Origin of the sequence: Butyrivibrio sp. FC2001, assembly GCF_000424125.1 — a bacterium.
In the GTDB taxonomy this organism is placed as follows: domain Bacteria; phylum Bacillota; class Clostridia; order Lachnospirales; family Lachnospiraceae; genus Butyrivibrio.
Genome location: NZ_AUJH01000015.1, coordinates 152203 through 173473, shown reverse-complemented (window position 1 = coordinate 173473; position 21271 = coordinate 152203). Strand labels below are relative to the sequence as shown.

14 protein-coding genes and 1 pseudogene are annotated in these 21271 nt (G+C 42.9%); 3 read left to right on the top strand and 12 right to left on the bottom strand.

The window, feature by feature from the left end; genetic code table 11:
- Nucleotides 1–254, bottom strand: a pseudogene (locus tag G601_RS0109645) (RNA-guided endonuclease TnpB family protein); the annotation flags it as partial.
- 277 nt (nucleotides 255–531) lie between these two features.
- Between G601_RS0109645 and tnpA the strand changes: the two are divergent.
- Complete coding sequence (tnpA, locus tag G601_RS27330) at nucleotides 532–936, top strand: IS200/IS605 family transposase (RefSeq protein WP_026492017.1); 405 nt, start codon at nucleotides 532–534, stop codon at nucleotides 934–936.
- A 160-nt stretch (nucleotides 937–1096) separates the two neighbouring features.
- Here the strand turns inward: tnpA and G601_RS0109635 are convergent, their stop codons facing one another.
- From G601_RS0109635 to G601_RS0109625, 3 genes are all read right to left on the bottom strand, one after another.
- Complete coding sequence (locus G601_RS0109635) at nucleotides 1097–2593, bottom strand: DUF3298 and DUF4163 domain-containing protein (protein ID WP_026665211.1); 1497 nt, start codon at nucleotides 2591–2593, stop codon at nucleotides 1097–1099.
- A gap of 485 nt (nucleotides 2594–3078) precedes the next feature.
- The gene (locus G601_RS24980; protein ID WP_051205715.1) at nucleotides 3079–4152 is read right to left on the bottom strand and encodes a GTP pyrophosphokinase; all 1074 of its coding nucleotides are present in this window, start codon (nucleotides 4150–4152) and stop codon (nucleotides 3079–3081) included.
- A 105-nt stretch (nucleotides 4153–4257) separates the two neighbouring features.
- Complete coding sequence (locus G601_RS0109625; protein ID WP_155834501.1) at nucleotides 4258–6339, bottom strand: hypothetical protein; 2082 nt, start codon at nucleotides 6337–6339, stop codon at nucleotides 4258–4260.
- 318 nt (nucleotides 6340–6657) lie between these two features.
- Between G601_RS0109625 and G601_RS22745 the strand changes: the two genes are divergently transcribed.
- On the top strand, nucleotides 6658–9129 hold the full coding sequence (locus tag G601_RS22745) for an ATP-binding protein (protein ID WP_051205714.1): 2472 nt from the start codon (nucleotides 6658–6660) through the stop codon (nucleotides 9127–9129).
- Between the two features lie 74 nt (nucleotides 9130–9203).
- On the opposite strand, the gene larB is transcribed toward G601_RS22745, so the two are convergent.
- The 8 genes from larB to G601_RS22740 form a co-directional block, all read right to left on the bottom strand.
- On the bottom strand, nucleotides 9204–9953 hold the full coding sequence (gene larB / locus G601_RS0109615) for a nickel pincer cofactor biosynthesis protein LarB (protein WP_026492014.1): 750 nt from the start codon (nucleotides 9951–9953) through the stop codon (nucleotides 9204–9206).
- Between the two features lie 8 nt (nucleotides 9954–9961).
- A complete protein-coding gene (locus G601_RS0109610) occupies nucleotides 9962–11854 on the bottom strand; it encodes a leucine-rich repeat protein (protein ID WP_026665209.1) in 1893 nt (630 codons plus the stop codon).
- Nucleotides 11855–11860: 6 nt separating this feature from the next.
- On the bottom strand, nucleotides 11861–12805 hold the full coding sequence (locus G601_RS0109605; protein ID WP_026665208.1) for an ABC transporter permease: 945 nt from the start codon (nucleotides 12803–12805) through the stop codon (nucleotides 11861–11863).
- Nucleotides 12806–12811: 6 nt separating this feature from the next.
- Nucleotides 12812–14119, bottom strand: a complete 1308-nt coding sequence (locus tag G601_RS0109600; RefSeq protein WP_026665207.1) for an ATP-binding cassette domain-containing protein — start codon at nucleotides 14117–14119, stop codon at nucleotides 12812–12814.
- Between the two features lie 54 nt (nucleotides 14120–14173).
- A complete protein-coding gene (locus G601_RS0109595; protein WP_026665206.1) occupies nucleotides 14174–15055 on the bottom strand; it encodes a DegV family protein in 882 nt (293 codons plus the stop codon).
- A gap of 10 nt (nucleotides 15056–15065) precedes the next feature.
- Nucleotides 15066–17507, bottom strand: a complete 2442-nt coding sequence (locus G601_RS0109590) for an alpha-galactosidase (RefSeq protein ID WP_026492009.1) — start codon at nucleotides 17505–17507, stop codon at nucleotides 15066–15068.
- Nucleotides 17504–18067: a TetR/AcrR family transcriptional regulator gene (locus tag G601_RS0109585; RefSeq protein ID WP_026492008.1), complete on the bottom strand. Its 564-nt coding sequence runs from the start codon at nucleotides 18065–18067 to the stop codon at nucleotides 17504–17506. Before G601_RS0109585 ends, G601_RS0109590 begins: the two co-directional genes overlap by 4 nt.
- 120 nt (nucleotides 18068–18187) lie before the next feature.
- Complete coding sequence (locus G601_RS22740; protein WP_035790579.1) at nucleotides 18188–19903, bottom strand: two-component system response regulator; 1716 nt, start codon at nucleotides 19901–19903, stop codon at nucleotides 18188–18190.
- Between the two features lie 254 nt (nucleotides 19904–20157).
- On the opposite strand from G601_RS22740, the gene G601_RS22735 reads away from it, so the two are divergent.
- Complete coding sequence (locus tag G601_RS22735; RefSeq protein WP_035790578.1) at nucleotides 20158–21261, top strand: ribose-phosphate pyrophosphokinase; 1104 nt, start codon at nucleotides 20158–20160, stop codon at nucleotides 21259–21261.
- Nucleotides 21262–21271: the final 10 nt, after the last annotated feature.

The following is a 21271-nucleotide window of genomic DNA, read 5'->3' as shown; positions in this document are numbered from 1 at the left end:
AGAATGGTTTTATATCTTGCGATAACAGTCTTAAATACAGACTGAGCCATTTGAGATTTAAGTCCAAACTCTTCTCGGAGTGTAGAATACAAAACCTTGTTAAGTGAGAACTGTTTTAGGTCGTGAGTACGGAACACATAGTCAGACACAAAATTACAGGCATCAGAATAAACAGACATGGTTTTATCAAGTAGAACCTTATTGTCTGCACTAACGGATATCTGAATTTTAGCCGTGACTGTCATCTGTTCCATAGTGTACCTCATTGTCATTTCACTAACTATATGATATGATAATTTTTAGTGAAAGTCAAATGATTATAGGAGATTTTAACATGGATAAATGGATTAAAGTATCAGATAAACTACAAAATAGCGGAGAGTTAGTTTTGGCATATCATACCTATGATGACCCATTCCATAGTGACCAACGCATCATCATTTCCCGCTTTGAATATCAAGATTACTGGATGGATGGATGGAACAATTACACATTGGATGCCGCTCCCTGCGCCTCCAAAGATATAACGGTATGGATAACAGATATAATCGCCATAACAGGCGTAAGTATAGTCTTAAAGTGCATATAGTTCTTGTTACGAAGTACCGCAAGCAAATACTTAAAGGCTCTATCGCTGACGATGTAAAGCAAAATATATACGATATCTGTAATTCTAAAGGCTATAGCATCATTGCTATGGAAACCGACAAAGACCATATTCATTTTCTGATAAACTACGACACCACGGATAGAGTATGCGATATAGTTAAGTTGATTAAGCAACAGACCACACATTATCTATGGCAGAAATATCCTAACTTCTTATCTAAGTGTTATTGGAAACATAAGATATTTTGGTCGGACGGCTATTTTGCTTGTAGTATTGGCGAAGTATCATCAGCTACCATACAGAAGTACATCGAAAGCCAAGGTTAATGGCTTACGAATTTACAAGGCTCCTCCCACCGCCCAAGGGCAGTGGGTTTCCGCTTACGAAACCGAAAGGATTTTGTTTATGAAATAGTATCATAATGCCCAATAATACAGAAAGCTCCCGGGATGTTCCGGGAGCTTTATAGACGCAAGCTTGCCATTTTCAACCTTTATAGTCTGCAGCTTCCTCAGAATCACCTGCGTCCTCGGAGCTATCACTTTGGATATCAGCAGCGTCTATCTCAGTGTCTCCCATCTGCTCCTCATACTCTTTTTCAGGATCTGTGAATGCCTTATAAGCCTTGAAGCCATTATCAAGTTCTTCTGCATTTTTCCTGTAGGTTCCTGATCTTACAGCCTTGGGTGTTCCGTCTGTGATATCAAAAACCAACAGATCATAGCAATCATCATCCTCGGGAAGAATCAGATAAATCAATGTGGTTACATCTTTTCTGTGAACATAATAGTAATCAGCAAAATCGTATGTTACATTGCACTTTTTCTCAATAGTCGCTGACTTGCCATCAAGAGTAAGGATGATTGCCTTGGCAGGAGTATAGTTTTCCTGATACTCGCCATCTTTTACAAAGCTTATGTTTATACCCTCTGTTGCGTCCCCATTTCCTTCCTCTGCGACAAAGGTATGCTCAGCGTTGATATATCCGCCATCCGTGTCAGGCACGATTTTTTCATCAATAATGCCTTCATACTCATCATAGCCGATGACCACGTCTGAAGCTCCAAACGCGTATGATGTCAGCTCATAAGGATTGAAAATGAAATGTAATCCGTCGCCGCCAAGGTACCAGTTGTATGGAAACTGCGACTTCTCATAATCGTCATTATTAGAGGTATCAGGATTGTATTTATAATGGGCTAAAGAATCCTCCAGCCCCATGAACTGATTCTCATCAACCTCAGTAGCATGAAGCTCATCTGCAAGAATCTTATCAAGCTCCTCTTCTGAGCACTTTACTATCTCATCCAGCTTAAGCTCAGCTCCGGTCTGGGTGTCATAGGTGCAGCCCAGCTCATTGTACAGGTTATGGAAACCGCCATAGAATTCGTCAAAGCTGTTTACTATGCTAAGAACTGTGTTGTCCGCGCGGGATATTCTCATGTTCTCCTTATAGTAATAATGTCCCATGAAGCCATAGCCGTTATCAATTGCTTCTTCATAGTCACTTACAGCCTGCTCTTTTGCCTCCTTAGCTACATCACCTACATTGTTTATCTTGTCACTGGCTTTGCTGCTGATGGTTTCATACAGCTTAGGAAAAGCGTCTGCGTATTGTTCATCCATTAGAAGTGCTACGTACTGTCCATCTAGTAGGACACCATTACTATCATCCAATGAAGGATCTGCAAACTTCTTGCTTCCCTCATACTTCACCTGCTCTGTCTTATAGGCAATCCTGAAAACGCCATCCAATGCATCAAGCTGTTCCGGTTCCTGCTCCTCTGCAGTCTCTTCGGTCTCAGCACTTGCATCTTCTGAGTTCTCCTCCTGAGCGGCATCACTTGATGCTGTATCAGCAGCCTCTGTACCCTGTCCTGCTTCAGAAGATTCTGTTGTTGCTCCCGGCACGTTACTTCCACATCCTGCAACACTTAATGCAAGTAATAATGCTGTCCCTGCAATATAATCTTTTCTTCTCATACTTATCCCTCTTTATAATATATATTTACTCCTGCGTATATTCTCAGAAGATTTTACGTCTATATATGTTTATAGTCTATTCCGACTGCCTGCGGAGAATGTGTTCCAATAGCCATTACGTCTAACTGCGGACAAATCTTTCTATTGGTTACCATGCGGGCACTGCACTCCGGCAGCGATTACGTCTATTCGCGAACTTGTCTTTCTATTGATTACCCTGCAGGGAAAATCTTCAGGTAGTCGTTACGTCTAACTGCGGACAAATCTTTCTACTGGTTACCATGCGGGTAAAATCTTCAGGTAGCCATTACGTCTATTCGCGAACAAATCAAACCACAGGTTGAACGCCGCCCAAAGCCCAAGCCATCAAGTAGCCCAATTCCCCCAGAATTCACCAAACCGGCGTAATACAACATGAAAAAAAATTTGTTCGCGCCTGCACATATTCAAAAAATACAAATAACTCCCGCAAGCTGACAGACTATCTACTTACACAATCCGCCAAACTCGTCTCTCAGTCCCATAATTATCCTTGCATTGTTCTCCGCCTTCTTCATATCCTCAGAGAATGCATAATAGATATCCCTGATCTCCTTCTCGGTGTAATCTCCCCAGACCATCTTGGCTCTAAAGAGATAGAACAGTGCTGCGTTGGAGGTTATCTCCTCAAGATCAGAGAACTGAAGCGCGTGGTTTAATAAGAGAAGTACATGATCGTGCTCCTCGCTTACAAGCTTATGGAGACCACCAAGGGTCTCGATTCCGAACTCCACCAGCATGGACAGATAAGCTTCAGCGCCAACAAGAATTACCTTACCGCCTGTGAGCTTAGCCATATCCTCATAGAGATTGTTCATGGCCTGACTGTATTCCATGAAGGCGTTAAGAGTGAGTATATCAAGAGTCATCTGCTCTGCAGTATCATCATGGATTCCCTGAAGAGTCTCGGTCTCATAGATTCCAAGCTGGTTCCTTATAGTCTCGAAGGAATCATCTGCCACCTCAAGGAGTCCTGCTATGCGGGCGAACTCACGGCGGACATATCTGGGAATTTCAAGGACAGTCTTATAACCAAGGTCGTGCTCGATCTCTGCCCAGGCATGCTGCAGAATAGTCCTTAGCTGAATCTCAAACACAAGATTAGTAAGCTCCTCCGGGTATCCCATATCCTTCCTCAGCGTGCACTGAAAATGTAAAGAGAGATAGCCAAAGGCCTCCGGCGGAAGACTCAAACGCTTGTCGTCCGAGTGCTCAAGATCCACATCAAATATCTTCTTTACAACCTCGCCTGCCTCATCAACCTGGGACAGGAAAAAGCAGATTACGCGAAGCCCAAGAAGGTCATTTAAGTCCTCAACATTGGAATATCTGTCGGGCTTTTTTACAAGCTTATCCTCGACAGATTCCCAGCTCTTAATTCTGCTTGGAAGCTGCATGATATTGATGTTCGCTTTTTCAAGCTCAGTAGCTAAAAGCTCAGTAGCTATTTTCTGAACCTCTGCGTATTTTTCGACTATCTCATCATAGTTCTGTTTCTGGATTTGTAGTCTAAGATTCATTTCCCCACCTATAAAAAAATCAGAATAGCAAATTGGGTATCGGCGTGACCTGCGCCCGGTACCCAATAATAATAAATTATATCCCTTCGTAAGGCAATTTCCCTTTTATTCGAATACCTTATCAAGGCCACCGAAATTATCAAGCTTCATATTGGGTGAAAATTCGTTTATTACAAAACGTATGGTTCTGCTCTCTTCCTCTCCAACCGTTATGAAGTCTATGTAATTCTGAAGGTCTGACGCATAGGGCGTAACCTCCGTGCCCTCTGCCACATAGAACATTCCACCTGAGCTTAGCGCATCCGAGGAGTTCCTGGGATTATATCTTCCGCTCTCCCGTATTTTCAGCTTTCCTCCGGAAAGCTTGTACTCCTTCGCTGCAGGAACAGGGAAGCCATCGTTATCGATCATGTATGCTCCTGTCGGATACATGAAGCAGACAGGTCCGTCTATAACCTCGTTTACATGCATAAGCACATAGTCCGGATCAAGTGTAGTCTCAGGAAGTATTGAAAGTCCCAGGTCACCATTGTCCTCAGGGATCCTGAGTCCCTTATCGGTTATCTCATAGACCATTCCATAAAAGCTCACATCACCCGTAGGCACATTCACATAAAGGAAGCTCCCATCCTTCGTAGATGTGAGATACACATCCGGTGCATATCCGTAAAATGGTGTTTCAAAGGTTCTTCCACCGGCGGTGCCACGCCACTTAACATCATCCTCATTTATGTCACATTCCATCCTGAATTTGATGCCGCCCTTTACGTAATAATCGGTATCGTAATCCAGTCTGGTGAAGGTCTTATCGGGACATTGTCCATAGAAATTGCTGATAAGCTTAGGATTATCCTCGAAGGAAAGCGACAGATGATAGCCCTCCGGCTCATCATCCACAACACCTGTATTTATGAAAATATGAACAAAGCCATTAGCAAGTGAAAAGCACACATCACCGTTACCTTCCATGATGGATTTCCTGATACGGTCACTGCTCTCCTCAAAAAACTTCTTCCTGGGGTACATCGCCTTAAGGGAGCTATCTATCAGATTTGGAAGCTGATTAAGATCCCTGAACACATCTGAAAACAGCAGAATATTTCCTGTGACAGAATCCACATTATAAGTCCTGTAGGATACAGATTCTTCCGTCTGATCAAGGTCTATCTGTCTCTTTTCCCTAATATACAAGGAGATAACCTCGGAGTCATTTCTCGTGACAAAGCTCTCACTTTCATAGTAGAGCTCCCTTCCCTTTCTGCCGTTTTCAAAGCTATCTTTTGCAGCCATGGCCATGTCCATCTCGAAGCAGTTGATATTATTTATGGCTTCGCGAAGCTCCTCCTCTACAGGGTACTTCAGCTCGTTTATTTTTCCGAAGGCATCCATCCTTCCTATGTGCAGCAGCGGGAACAGAATATGGCCTTTCCCCTCTCTAAGGGTCACGTCCTCATATTGTGAAGACACTGACAGGCCTATGAGATCACTTCCCTTGGCACAGGCACTTGCAAAGAGCTGTACAAAGGCATCCTCAGCCTCAAGGGGAAGGAAATTCTCTTCGTTGTCACTGGCGTAAATATTCTCGCCCGATTCAAACATTACGCTTAAGGTTGCACCATATTCATCAGAGATTCCCCTGATCTCATTATCAAGTCCGTTGTAGGATGCAAGATCATAGGTATCTATTATGTCCATAAGGTAATCCATGAAGGCCTTCCCTGCCTCGAATCGTCTCTCATCCTTTGTGGAAGAGTCGTAGGCAAGGTAGCTTCCTCTAACGGTTGTGCCGTCATAATCAGCCCTCAGCTTCCATTGCTTTTTTCCCATAGTGAGCACTCCCTCTTCGTACAAGGTAGAAAAGGTGCAATAGAACGAGATAATCTGTGAGGACTCAATCTCCTTTTTTGCATTCGGATTGGAATTATTGACGCGGTTTCCATCCCCCGGCACCTCGTCTTCAATGCCTGAAGCGAGAGGAGTATACTCATCCTCTATCTCCAGATTTTCAGTTAAAGTGGTATCCTCATCCGATACGGCGACCTTGAAGAAATCAACGATGTTCGTGCGCCTGGAAACAATGCTCTTTTTCACCACGGGCTCGTCAATATGAGCTATCTGGTAAAAAATAGCAATACAGAATCCTATTAAGGCCATTATAGATAATCCCACAACTAACCCCTTTTTCATTCTGCAGTTCCTTTCAATCACTTAACGGAAAATTGATAACAATTAATACTCTGCGCAATGATACATCCTGTACTTATATTTTAAAAAAAACTGATAAATTTCAGGGTAAATAACTATAAGCATTGTATTAAAAGATTATTAAAAATACCGGTGAATAATTTATAAAAAACATATTTAATTGAAATTTAATGGAAACTACAGAATAAAAAAACATATTACTGATATGATATTTTTAGAGAATTATACTTACGAAATATCGTTACCATTAACCTTTTACAGGCACGTACATTTTGGTGTCTTGAAAGGACGGTCTTTGTCATGAAAAGATACCACTTTTTTTCAGCGATTATTCTAATTTTCATATTGCTATGCTTCACTTCCAATGCGGCCTTTGCTACAGAAAAAAGTAACGAGACTTTAGTTGTAGGAGTCCCTGTGGATCGCTGTCCCGTTTTTTATACTGATGGCAACGGAGAAATCGTTGGTATCGGCGTTGATCTGATGCGCTGCGCCGCTGAGGAAGCAGGGTATTCGACCGAATTCAAACCACTTAAAGAAGCGAACCTTAAAGAGTCACTGGACAACCCCGAATATGATCTTATCATGCCCTTTGGAAGTGCTATTTCCAGCGCAAAGGGCGAGGAATCCATCGTCTCTGAAAATCTGACACAGACCCCATTTACACTTGTAACAGTAAATAATAAGCAGATCAGTGACCCCAGAAATCTCAAGGTAGGTATGCTCAAATCTCTTGGCGGCGGTGCTGAAACAGTAAAGAACCTCTATCCGGGAATCGAGATAACTCTGTACGATACCATGTCTGAATGTGTGAGTTCACTTATATCCGGCAAGGTGGATGCGCTTTTACACAACTCATACGTGTGGAGCTATGTCCTTAAAAAACCGGCCTACTCCAATCTGGTTCTCCATCCGGCTTCAATGTTCTCCATGGATTTCAGGGCAGGAACATTAGATACCCCCAAGGGCAACAGCATAATCACAAGACTTAACGAGGGCATAGGAAAAATACCTGAAACCCGTAAACAGGCAATTGTTCTGGACTATACCACCAGAAATCTCTACAAGTACAGCTTTTTTGATTACATATACCAATACGGCCTTATCGTAGGCGTATCTTTACTGGTTGTCATAGCGATAGCGTTTGAAAATAAAAAGCTCCGAAGAGCAGAGAAAATTGCTGAGGATGCGTCTAAAGCAAAATCCATGTTCCTTGCAAATATGTCCCACGAGATACGCACTCCCATAAACACTATCATGGGCATGGGTGAGATGATTTCAAGAGAGACAACTGACAACAATATCCAGCAGTATGCTTACAGCATTAACAGATCAGCAACTTCTCTTCTTGGTCTGGTAAACGATATTTTGGACTTCTCCAGAATGGAAGCCGGCAAGCTAAAGCTGAGAAATGAGCCTTATAATCTCTCAAGTATTATCACCGATGTGAACGTGATGATAAAAAATCGTGCTGAAGCTAAGGGACTGACCTATAAGGTAACCGTCAGCAAATCTATTCCGGATGAACTTGTAGGTGATGAGACAAGACTTAAACAGGTCATCATAAATCTTCTTACAAACGCCGTAAAATACACAGCCAAGGGCTATGTTCATCTGACTATTGATTATTCAAAAACAAGCAGAGATACCATCGACCTTACCGTTACTGTTGAGGACTCCGGTATCGGAATGAAAAAGAGTGAAATCGACAGATTGTTCACCGCCTTTGAGAGACTTGATGAGGATAAAAATAAGACTATCGAGGGAACAGGTCTTGGCATGAGTATCGTAAAGCAGATCCTTGATGCAATGAACAGTACCCCTGAAGTCCATAGCGTCTATGGTTCAGGAAGTACCTTCTCATTTACAGTAAGCCAGAAGGTTTCTACCTGGGAAAAGATTGGAGATTACAATGAAACAGCCAGGGACATTGTCACAAAGAAGGGCAATTACAGCGCCAGCTTTATTGCACCTGATGCCAAGGTTCTCATAGTTGATGACACCGAGATCAACCTTACCGTAATAACAGGGCTTCTTGCTCCCACTCAGATGAAGATAGACACCGCTCTCAGTGGCAAACAGGCACTGACAATGCTTGAAAACACAAAGTATGACATCCTTCTTCTTGATTACCGCATGCCAGAGATGGATGGTATTGAGCTTCTAAACCGCATAAAAGGTGACCTCCACAACATTAACTACTACAGTGTATGTATAGTACTTACTGCCAATACTGTGGATGATGCCAGGGATATGTTTATAAGGGCAGGCTTCGATGAATACCTTGAAAAGCCTGTTAATGGAAAAATACTTGAAGCCATGCTGCTTAAATTCCTTCCGCCAGATAAGATTCTTGAAAGCAGAGTCCCTGACGAATCAGGTGAAGACGATACGTCTGAAGCTGAATATCAGATCAAATCACCGGATCTTCAAAAGCTTCAGGATGATGGTATTCTTGATATCATACGCGGAATTGAATACGCAGGCTCCGAGGAATTATTCATTGAAGCTCTTACGATATTTAAGAATTCAATTGATAAAAAGGCAGATGAAATTGAAGAGCTCTATTTCCGGGAGGATATCACTAACTACACCATTAAGGTCCACGCCCTTAAGAGCTCTGCTAATATAATCGGAGCACATGACCTGTCCGAAAAAGCCAAGGACCTGGAGACCGCCGGCAAAGCAAACGACATCGACTATATCAGAGAGCATACAAGCGAACTGCTTGATATGTATTGTCAGTATAATAAGCTTCTTTCAAAATTCTGAATAGTTCTTAAGCAAAAAGAAAATGAAACGCCGCCAGAAGCATTTATATATGCCCTTGGCGGCGTTTCATTTTCTTATTGATGATTGATCATGGAGGCCAGATATCCTGCACCAAAACCGTTGTCTATATTCACAACACTGACTCCACTGGCACAGGAGTTCAGCATGGATAAAAGCGCTGACACGCCTCCAAAGGAAGCACCGTAGCCGACGCTTGTAGGAACAGCAATTACAGGACAGTCTGCCATGCCGCCGATCACACTTGCAAGTGCTCCCTCCATTCCTGCTATGGCTATAATAACTCTTGCTGACATAATATCATCCATATGTCCCAGGAGTCTGTGGAGTCCCGCAACGCCCACGTCATAGAGTCTTACAACCTCATTGCCGTAAACCTCTGCGGTCTTTGCAGCTTCCTCCGCAACAGGCATATCACTTGTTCCGCCTGTGGCCACAACGATTTTACCTTTTCCGTCCTTTTCAGGTATCTCTCCCGCTATGCCTATGTGGCTTAGTTCGTCATAGGTAAAATCAGCTATATTCTGCTTTAGAAGCTCTGCTGCTTCTTCCTTCATTCTGGTAATAAGAACTGTTTTCTGACCGTGTTCCCGAAGCCTTTTCGTTATCTCCAGAACCTGAGATGGAGTTTTGCCTGCTCCATAAATAACCTCAGCTGCTCCCTGTCTAAGTCCCCTGTGAAAATCAGGCTTGGCAAAACCAAGATCCTCATAGGGAGCCTCCTTAAGCTTTAACAGAGCATCATCAACACTCAGCTTCCCCTCAGCGACCTGCTCAAGCATGTCCTTTATCGCTTTTTTCTCCATATATCCCCTTACTTCTTTTTCTTGTATTTGTATGTCTGCGTTTTAGCGCCGCTCTTCTTTAGCTTTTTCACAATCTTATTATAGGTTTTCTTGTTCTTTACATAAACAGTAATCTTGCCATCTTCCTTAGTATTTTTAAAGGCACCTGATCCAACCTTACTAAGATTATTGGCGTAAATCTTTACACTTTTTAGCTTCTTACAATTCTTGCAGCACTTTTTGCCAATCTCCTTCACAGTTTCCGGAATAACAAGCTTCTTAAGCTTCTTATAATTCTTGAAGGCTTCATTACGTATTTTGACAACTGCGTAGGTCACTCCGTTTTCATCAGTTACAGTAGATGGAATAGTTATGCTCTTAGCGTTCTTGTTGCCGCCTCCTGTTATTTCAACCGTTCTCTCTGAAGAAGAAAGAACAGAATAGTTATAACCACCACTGGCAACGCTTTCACCGCTGGCCTTAATTACCGAAACAGGTATTGTGGTCGTAATATTTTTATTATTAAAAGTGTCCACACTCTTAACAGTGATAGTTGCAGTTCCGGGAGCTTTGGCGATGATCATATTGCCATAAACACTCACTACGTTTGTATTGCTGCTTTTTACAGTAAAACCATTCTGGTTTGCATTAGCAGGTGTTACAGTAGCCTTGACTTCAAGCTCATCTCCAATTTCAAGTACAGTCTTTTCAAGGCTTGCACTGATTCCCGTTGCAGGAACATATGAATAATGATAGAGTCCCTGAACATGCTCTCCTATGTAGTCATATGTGTATGTAGTTCCTGTTGCTCCCGGCATCATATAACCACAGCGTCCATTAATTACTCTGTAATGCCACAAATCATTTTCATAAGCATCTGTTGTTTTATTAAAAAAAGCACTACTAATCTGATTATATTGCTCCGAAGGTATAGCCCAGGTAGTATCCACTTCATACCAATCACCACCAAGATAAACTATGTTCCAGACATGTCCGACTCTGCCTGCGCCCCCATCTGCCTCACCATTAATTGTCATTGTGTCAATCCCCAGCGCGTCCATTATCATCATATATCCGCTAGAATATCCATCGCAAACTGCATACCTGTTATAAAGAGATCCCCATGCCGTATGGCAAAGATCAAAAACATTATTCATATCCTCCTCATCATAGGGGATTTTTCCTGCGTAATAGTCATGAATATTACGCTCAGTTGCTGCTTTAGACAAAGGGTTCGACCCATTTACTATCAGTCCCTTAGCTTTTATCTCAGCCAGCCAGGTGTTTAGTCCTGTGCTTATCTGATTATTTATTTTTGAAAATTGATTTTCATCACTATATGACCTTATAATACAAAAATCATAATAGGTCGTAACATTTCCAACCGTCTTTTGAAAATATCCAATATACGTCGGAAAGCACATATAGTATTGTATTTTTGCGGGATAATCATAACAACATGCCTGATGCACAATGTTCATCTTAACATAAAACGTTGCTCTGTCGTAAGGCTGCGTACTGGTCCTGACATTATAAACAACAGCATGCTGTTGTAACAATGCTTCAGTTACATCCGCATCAGAAATTTTATATGAAAGATAATTCCCGGCATTCACAGCATTATAAAACAATTGATAAAATTTTTTATGTTCATCTTCAAGCCGAACGTAATGCTCCCCATTAAAGCTTGTGGCCTTACTTACTTCAACGGGCACGCTGTAGTCTTCCGGTATTTCGATCTCTCCCAGATCTTTGGGTTCCGGCATCTTAGCCAGACCACCTACATAGCGCCTGCCTGTCTGCCCTGCTGCATTAGCAACTCCGGCACTGTTAATCAGCTTTCCCGGAATCAGGAATGATATCACAAGAGCCAGCGTTAAAATGATTGGTAATGTTCTTCTTACTTTCTTCATCACTTTCATAGTTTGTCACCTCTTATCCTTATCTATAAACTCCAGTAATATCACGGCAGCCAGAACATAAACCATCGTCCAGGCAATAAGCCATGCCCAGCATTTGTATACCACATCATCATCAAAAGCAAACTCGGGATTTTGATTCTGCTCTGCGGTTTTTTTGAGTATTTCATCCCTGTAATCATTCTTCTCTAAATAAACAAAAGCATCCTGTAACGGTTTTTCTCCATTGATCTCCACATTCTGCATTTTAAGGGCGTTATTCCAGACACTCACCATGGGAAGTGAATTGTAATCCCCCTGAGCACAGAGAGCTGTGAGTCCCCATTTGGTCGCCGTCAGATTGGTCAAAGGCTTAGCCATATCGGGTAGTGTGAAAAAGTTACCTGAAAACAGCAGCTGCACAATAAGCATAAACGGCATTATAGTCATGGCTGTGGTTGTGGTTTTCGCACAGGATGATATCAAAAGAGCCAGCATATCAGCGCAATAGGTCACAAGGAAAATGGTTATCATAAAGTCCACAAGCGGAAATCCGGTTATAAGACTTTTTGAAGGCATCATTATCCTCATGGACATAAACACAAAAATGGTTATGGCAGACTGGGCTATGCAAAGTACCGCCTGATATATCATATGCGCCAGAATATATGAGGTTATATGAAGTCCTGATCTGTGGTCTCTTTTTACTATCGCCCTCTCCCTGCATATCACCTGTATGGAATTGAAAAATCCGTTCCACACACAGATACAGGAAATCGCAAAGGCTCCCATGAGAGTGCCTTCCATGGTCTTAAATAAATTCTGCCCCACACAAAATGCCACAAGACCTGCTATGATTGCAGCCATGGGAAGAACCTTCCAGTCACTTTGAAATAGAAACATTCGGAAAAGCTTACCCAGATATATGATGGTCTGAAGGAGCCTTCCTGTATGTCTTACACGTCTTCTCCTCATAGTCCGTCACCCCACATTCCCCTTCATAAGATCAGCGTATTTTTCAACAAACTCTTCTCCACGTCCGTCTCCTCCGACATTGATAGGATTGATAACGCGGAGAATTCCCTCCATGGAATCCTTTTCGAAGAATTTATAGGATTCTTCAACCGTTCCATAAAATGCAATTCTTCCTGTTCTTTTGGAATCCTTTATAAGAACAATTACATCATCAAAAAGATCTGCAACTCTGTCCGGTGTATGAGTTATTACAATAACTATTTTTCCATCGTTTGCTATATCACGAAGCTTCTCGAAAAGGCTTCTGGCTACGACGCCATCAAGACCTGAGTCAGGCTCATCAAGAATAAAAAGAGTAGGATCGGAAATATATTCCATCGCAATTGATACTCTCTTCCTCTGACCTCCTGAGAGCTTATCCACCAGATTATTTCTTACGACCGTAAGTCCAAATTGTTCAAGGACGCTGTCAACGCGCGCGAATCTCTCCTTTATCGGTGTATCGGAAGGCAGACGCAAAGTAGCAGCATCAGCAAGAGTAAGCCAAACAGTATCATTGCCGCGGATGAGATCCTGCTGGGGCACAAAGCCCACATCATAGATGATCTTTTCATAATCATCATAAATGTCCAATTCACCAAGGGTTATCTTGGCATCTGCTTTTTCATAGCCCGTGATCGCATTAAGGAATGTAGTCTTACCTGCGCCGGAGCCACCAAGAAGCAGCACCATATGCCCCTTGGGAATATTCATGTGAATATCCTTAAGGAGCGTCTTCTTTTTGAAAAAGTCCCAGCTGGTTCTGCTTTTGAGATTGATTGTAAGTCCGTTAATATCATCGGAAACATCCTGTCCCAGGATCTTTGCTCCATCCCCTTCTAAATCATCCACTCTGAAGGAAGGAACAAATCCCTTAACCAATCCCCAGATCATAAGCGTGATGCCTTCAAATAAGAAGAACATAATGATCCATTTTTTGTTCCTCTTAAAGACCTTGATAAGCTCCCAGTAGACCCTTATTTTTATTATTACCATTGCTAAAGCTGATGAGAAACAAAAGATAAATATAATGACCGAAAGCCTGTTACTGCTGTTTATAAAACGGCCAACAAGCCAGGATGCATAGTAAATAAAGGAAAGAAGTGTAAGCGTCCTTCCATCCTCTTCTTTATCTGCGCATAGAGAAATGTGGTATTCACGGGCGACCGGGATGACCGCCCAGAAAGATTTAACCCCACACTTTTTGAACAGATTCCAGCATCCTATAGATGCCAGAACATAAGATACGACATTTAAACCTACCTGTTCCCACATAAGAGTCCCCCTCATAAAAACCCTTAAACTTTCACACGGTACTTTTCTTTAAATTTAATCTATTCTTTTGTTTCCCATGAAGAACAAAGCTACAGTACCCGGACCGGTGTGACTTCCGATGGTGGTACCTATATCGTACACTTCTATTTTGCCCTTCATGCCAGGTATACTCTTTTCGATCTCCTGAATAAGCGCTTCTGCGTCTTCCCTGCAGGCTGACTGTGAGATGTAGCACTTGCCGTTGTAGTCTGCTCCTCCCACTGCATTTTCAAGCATCTTCTTGGCAGTTGCCCTTATGACTGCTGCCTTACCTCTGTGCTTGGTTCTGGGAATGAGCTTACCCTGATAATCAACATTTAAGAGCGGGCATATTTTCAATGCTCCTCCAAACCATCCTGCTACCTTGGACACTCTTCCGCCCCTTACAAGATAAGTAAGGTCGGTTGTGAAAAACCAGTGGTTAACATCAAGTCTGTGCTCAAGAACCCAGTCGTTAAGCTCATCAATTGTGAGTCCTTCGTCGCGCTTATCAGCTACGTTATCAACTAAAAGTCCATACCCTGAAGATGCTGCAAGAGAATCTATGATATAGATTTTCCTGTCGGGATATTTTTCCCTAAGCACATCTGCCGCAATGTTGGCAGAGTTCAAAGTTCCTGAAATTCCGGAGCTCAGTGTAAGATGAATGATATCCTTTCCCTCCTCAAGAAAAGGAGTAAAGTGACTGATATATTCATCCACATTTATCTGGGATGTCCTGGTCATTGCACCTGCTGCCATGGCCTTATAGAAATCATCTATAGGATATTCCCCGTTATCGCAATATGCCTTTCCGTCTACCTCAAAATGGAAATAAGCAAGCTTAATATCCCTTTTTTCATAGTGCTCTGCATTTAAATCCGCTGTTGAACAGCAGCTAAGAACATAATCTGACATGTTTTCCCCCTTATTCTGTCACTTCTGCAAATACATACAATCTCGCATCATTTGTTCTGAACATGCGAGTATCCTCCCCATAGCCTGTTCCGCCGTAATCAGGATTAAGACGAACACCGCATCCGTTAAGAACGCTTCCTGTTGCCACTGCCTCATCCTTTTCACTGCGCATCTTGTATCTTCTAGCTATGATACCATGAATTATTCCATCCTGCTTAACATGAATCGGAGACATGGTATTTATAAGACTTCCGAAGTCCTTTATATTGACGCTGACCTGACGGTTTGCAACCTCATAGACCTTATCATCTGCAAGGCCCATGGTCTTAAGCGCAAGATAATCATTGTTAGGTCTGCTCTCCTTTTGGAAGATAAGAGCAACCGCTGCAGACTTATCCTTTGTAACCACCATGAAGCGGTACTTATCAAGTCTGTAGAAATCACCAAACTGGAATACCTTTCTCCACTGCTTGTAGAATGCAACCTGATCCACAACCTGCTTCTTCTGCTCCTCTGAAAGCTCGCCAAGATTGAGCTCATAGCCAAAGCAGCCAAAGGCAGCCACTGAGAATCTGGTCTCAAGCGGAACAACGTGAAGTGTCTGGTGATTAGGAACAGCTGACACGTGGGCACCCTGTGTGTTAACGGGATAGCCGTAGCTGTAGCTTCTCTGAATATCCATTCTGCAAACTGCATCGGTATCATCACTTGCCCATATCTGAGGGAAGTATGAAAGTATTCCAAGGTCGAATCTGTTACCACCTGCTGAACAGCCCTCAAACAGAATATGAGGGAAGTTCGTTGTAAGTGTTTTCATAACTCTGTACAGACCGATGTAATATCTGTGCTGGAACTCCTTCATCCTCCCCGCAGGAAGCTCAAGTGAAAATCTGTCTGAGAAAATTCTGTTCATATCCCACTTTATGTAGGAGATGTTTGCAGATGAAAATACCTTTGAAAGTGCATCTATAATATAGTCCTGTACGTCCTTTCTGGACATATCAAGGATCATCTGTGTTCTTCCGACTGAATGATCGCGGCCGGGTACTCTTACGGTCCACTCTGGATGTGCTCTGAAAAGATCAGAGTCCTCGTTTACCATCTCGGGCTCAACCCAGAGACCAAACTTCATGCCAAGGCCGTTTATCTTTTCAGCAAGTCCCTTTAAGCCATCGGGAAGCTTTTTGGTATTAACTACCCAGTCTCCAAGACCTGCATGATCATCGTTTCTGGCGCCAAACCAGCCATCATCAAGAACAAAGAGCTCTACTCCTGCCCTTGAAGCTTCCTTGGCAATTCTAAGGAGGCTGCTCTGGTTGAAGTTAAAGTATGTTGCCTCCCAGTTGTTTATAAGGATCGGTCTTTCTTTATCTCTCCACTCACCGCGAACGATGTGTTTTCTTACAAAATCGTGCATACTGCGGCTCATTCCGCCGTAGCCCTCTTTTGAATAGGTCATGACTGCCTCGGGGGCCTCGAAGGACTCACCGGGATTAAGCAGCCACTGGAAGCCAACGGGCTGTATTCCGCTGACAAATCTGCTAAGGAAGGTGCCGTTTGATGAAAGGGCACTGTAATGATTACCACTGTAAACAAGATTGAGACCGTAGCAGTCGCCTGCTGTCTCTGTCGTATCAGGCATGCTGATCATTGTGAAGGGATTGCTTCTGCTTCCTGACTCTCCGGCAGCGAGCTCCTCATTTACAACTTTTCCAGCATTACAAACAGATGCAGTCTGTCCCATCTCATCTGCCCAGCGTCCGTGGAAGCTTGTGAGCTGGTAGCCTGTCTGCTGAAAATCAAGCTGATTGGACAGGAGTCTGTCGATCTTCACATCCTCCTTGCCATCATTTATAAGCTTACTGCTTCTTGTGATCGTATTGCATTCAGGGTATACCTTGTAGATCATCTTAAGTCTTACGTCCTTTGACTTTTCCTTAAGAGTGATGACGAGCTGCATGGCGTGATCAGCCATGAATGCAGGGAGTGTTGCACCCGCCCCGGATACATCTTTCTTATCTCCATCATCATAGGAGGAAGGAAGTGTCTCCAGTGGAGTGATCTCATCTGAAATAACTGCGTTTTCAAATAAAAAGTCGCAGGTTGTAGAGCCATCTGCAAAGCTAAGCTCTACCATGGGCTCTCTGATGTCGCCCTTACCAAAGCCCGACATCTCAAGGGGCATGACCTCTAAGCACATGGGATAATACTCAGGTGCATAGACAACCATGTTGCCGCCTTCGTTTTTATGCTTGATCTCAAGAACCTTCGCCATGTCGGCAAGGATCTCTGATTCCTCATTCTGATTTTTTAAAAGTTCCTCGTACTGGAGCTCTGAAAGAAGTGATGCTCCATAGTGAATGTGTTCAATGTGACCTGACGGCAGAACCTGCATGAAATAACTGCTGCTCCTCGTCTGAAGTAAAAATATGTTGTCTTTCCTTATGATCATCTTACGCAAATACCTCTCATTATAATGTCTATCATAATCTTAAGGGCATCATCATAGGTTGTGTTACCCTCGATGAGTACATTTGAGCTCAAAAAGCGCTCTATTGAAGCCTCTGTCATAGCTTTGATAACAGGGATGGGAAGAGGTCTTATAACGCCCTCTCTTATTCCTCTTTCAATAAGCTCAATCGTGTCCTCCCAGTCGTTCTCCAACCTGTTCTGAACCTTAATATAGATTTTGGGATATTTATCCCTAAGTGTAAACACTTTTCTGAAATCTACATCCCTGTATTTATCAGGCATGCAGATCATGATCTTTTCAACCTTCTCAACAGTTGAAAGTGTGTCATCATTAAGAATCTCCGCTTCCTTTGCCTTAATGGAATCAAAGCAGTAATCAACAAGAGCATCGAAGATCTTTTCCTTATCATCGAACTCCTTATAAATTGTTTTCTTACTCATGTGAAGATCGCTTGCCACATCATCCATTGTGAACTTGGATCCCTTTTCCTTGAATTCATCAAGCACTGCCTCGAGTATCTTAATCTTTGTATCGTTCATGTTACCTCCTACTATTCGCTTTTCGCTATACCCTCTGTAAACTGTTGCTTTACAGATTTTCCATCATTACCACGAAAACCAAATATACCTTATTTAGTTTCCTTCAATTCCCCTATACTGTCAAGCTTCTAATGCAGCATTTACCTCTGCCTCGAGCTCTTCATTTTCCTTAACTATGAGCTTTTCAAACTCTGATACCACACATGGCATCGAGAAGTAGAATCCCTGGATGACATCGCACCCTGCCTTCTTCAAAAGATCGTACTGTTCCTCTGTTTCAACCCCCTCAGCTACAACCTTGACCTTGAGGGATTTCGCTATATCCATCATGAGCTCCACCATCTTCATGTCCTTATTGCCCTCGTGGATATTTTTCACGAACTGCATATCCAGCTTGAGGATATCTATGGGAAGTGAGGTTATCATGTTGAGAGAGGAATAACCCGTTCCGAAATCATCCATCTCGATGGCAAAGCCTTTTTCCCTAAGTCCGTTAACCACCTTGATTATCTGATCAGAGTTCTCCGTGTAGGCCGACTCTGTGATCTCAAGATTCAGCATCCCGGGAGATATCCAGTTGTTCTGAACCACTGTGAAAATCTCCTCCCCAAGGTCAGGAGCTCCGATATCAACTCTTGATACGTTTACGGAAACAGGAACCTTGAAATCATATTTCACCATCCACTCTCCTACCTGTTTGGATACCTCATCCCACACGTAGTGATCCAGCTTATGGATAAGACCGTTATCCTCGAAAAGTGGAATAAATCCGTCCGGCCGAAGGAGCCCCAGATCGGGATGCTCCCACCTCACAAGAGCCTCTGCTCCATAGAGAGAATCCCTGTCGCCCTGAACAGAATATTTGGGCTGGTAGTACACCTTAAACTCGTGATCCCGTATGCCTCTTTGCATATCATTGATAAGACGCTCATCCAGTTTTTCCTTATCGTGCATATCCTCGTCGTAGATAGCACAGTGGATATTGTAATTGCCTCGTATACTGTTGCAGGCAACTCTCGCCTTATCAAATCGATGCTCTACGGTAATCTCCATATTTACATTTTTGTAGATGCCCATCCTCAGATAAACTCTTGAGTTATTGAGAAGATCCTCCAGACCTTTTCCTATCTCCCTCAAAAGTTCCTCGTAGTCAGAACCCGTCGGAATATATAGGAGGAATTCGTCCGCTCCGCCGCGTCCTGCAATTCCGCCCTTTTCCCTGGATATCTGTTTGATGCTGTCCGCGATTTTTATAAGAACATCATCTCCGGATCTACGGCCCTGAAGCTCGTTGATCAGATGGAATCTGTTGATGTTAAGCACGATGGCATCCATTCCGGAATTGGAATAGTGCAGATCTCTAAAGTGTGAGTACTCCATGAAGAAATCATGGGTCAGAAGACCTGTCAGCGTATCATTCTGAGTCGCATGAATAAGTCCTCTTCCCTCTCTTAGCTCAATCGCCCTGTCGATTCTGGCACGGATGACCATGGGATGTGAAAAGGGCTTTGATATAAAGTCAACGGCACCAAGCTTAAAGCATTTGATTTCCGATTCTATTTCCGATGTGCACACGATTACCGGAATCAGCTTAAAGAGCTTGTCGTTCTGCATGAACTCAAGCACTTCATAGCCGTCCATATCAGGCATCATCAGATCAAGGAGAACCAGCGATACCACATCACTGCTCTCCTTCAGCTTTTCAATAAGTTCAACACCATCGCCGGCGAAAATAACATCATAGCTGTCCTTTACGATATTCTCCAGCATTTTTCTGTTGATCGGCTCGTCTTCAGCTATAAGTATTGTTCTTCTGACATTAAACTGATTTACCATATAGGACTCTCCATACAAAACCTAATAATCCAAATTAAAAGTACAATACTATTTTAACATGCAATAGTTTCCACGTGAGTTAGCAAGTTATGAAAGTTATATAAACTTTTTGTATACTCGTTTCCCCATTGTATAAAGCCGGCATAGTGCAGTATTTAGACATTCTTAATCATCTTTTAATACATTTAGCCCGTAAACATAAGTAAAATATAGATATAGCCCCCGTTTTTCCTTACAAGGAGGTAACGCATAAGATGGAAACAGATGATAAGTTAGGAATCATTGCAATGGAATCCTTTGCCACTCAGGCAAAGCGCATAAATCAGATACTCTGCGAATGGAACAAGGCTGACAATTATCTTATAGATATTGAGGTCCCCCGCTTCAACAGTGGAGAAGCTAAATGCGTCATAAAGGATAGTGTCCGTCATAAGGATATCTATATCATTTCCGATGTAACCAACAGTTCGATAAAATATAAAATGGACGGCGATTACAACAGAATGTCTCCCGATGACCATTATCAGGATATAAAGCGCGTGGTAGGTGCCTGCAACGGAAAGGCCAACAGAATAAATGTCATCATGCCCTTTTTATACGAGAGCAGACAGCACAGAAAGACCTGCCGTGAATCCCTGGACTGCGCCATGATGCTAAAAGAGCTGGAATACATGGGAGTTGACAACATCATAACCTTCGACGCCCACGATCCCAGAATGCAGAATGTACTTCCCCTTCAGGGAATAGAAAATATATCTCCCGCTCTGCAGTTTACGCAGCAGCTCCTTACCGAGTATGAGGATATCGAGATAGACCCTGAGCACCTTATGTTCATCTCTCCTGATGAGGGTGCTACGGAGCGTGTCGTTTTCTTCGCTTCCCTATTTGGCGTAAACCTCGGTATGTTCTACAAGAGAAGGGACTACTCCCAGGTCGTTAACGGAACCAATCCCATCGTGGCCCACGACTTCTGCGGCGGTAATCTTGCAGGCATGGATACCATCGTTGTGGATGACATGATCGACTCCGGCGGAAGTATCATAGATGTATGTAAACAGATAAAGGAGCGCGGTGCAAAACGTGTCTTCATATTCGCAACCTTTGGACTGTTCTCCACAGGTTTTGCAAAGCTCGATAAATCCTATGAAGATGGCCTCTTTGACAGAATCTTCACCACAAACCTTGTATATCAAAAGCCTGAGCTTTTAGAGAAGGAATACTACCTCAGTATCAGCATGAACCGTTATATTGCTGCGATAATCGATACGCTGCACAATTACGGTTCAATGGAAAAGATTATAAAGCCCGCACAGAGAATAAGGGAAACAATCGCCAGATACAAGGGTATACCACTATAAATATATAAAT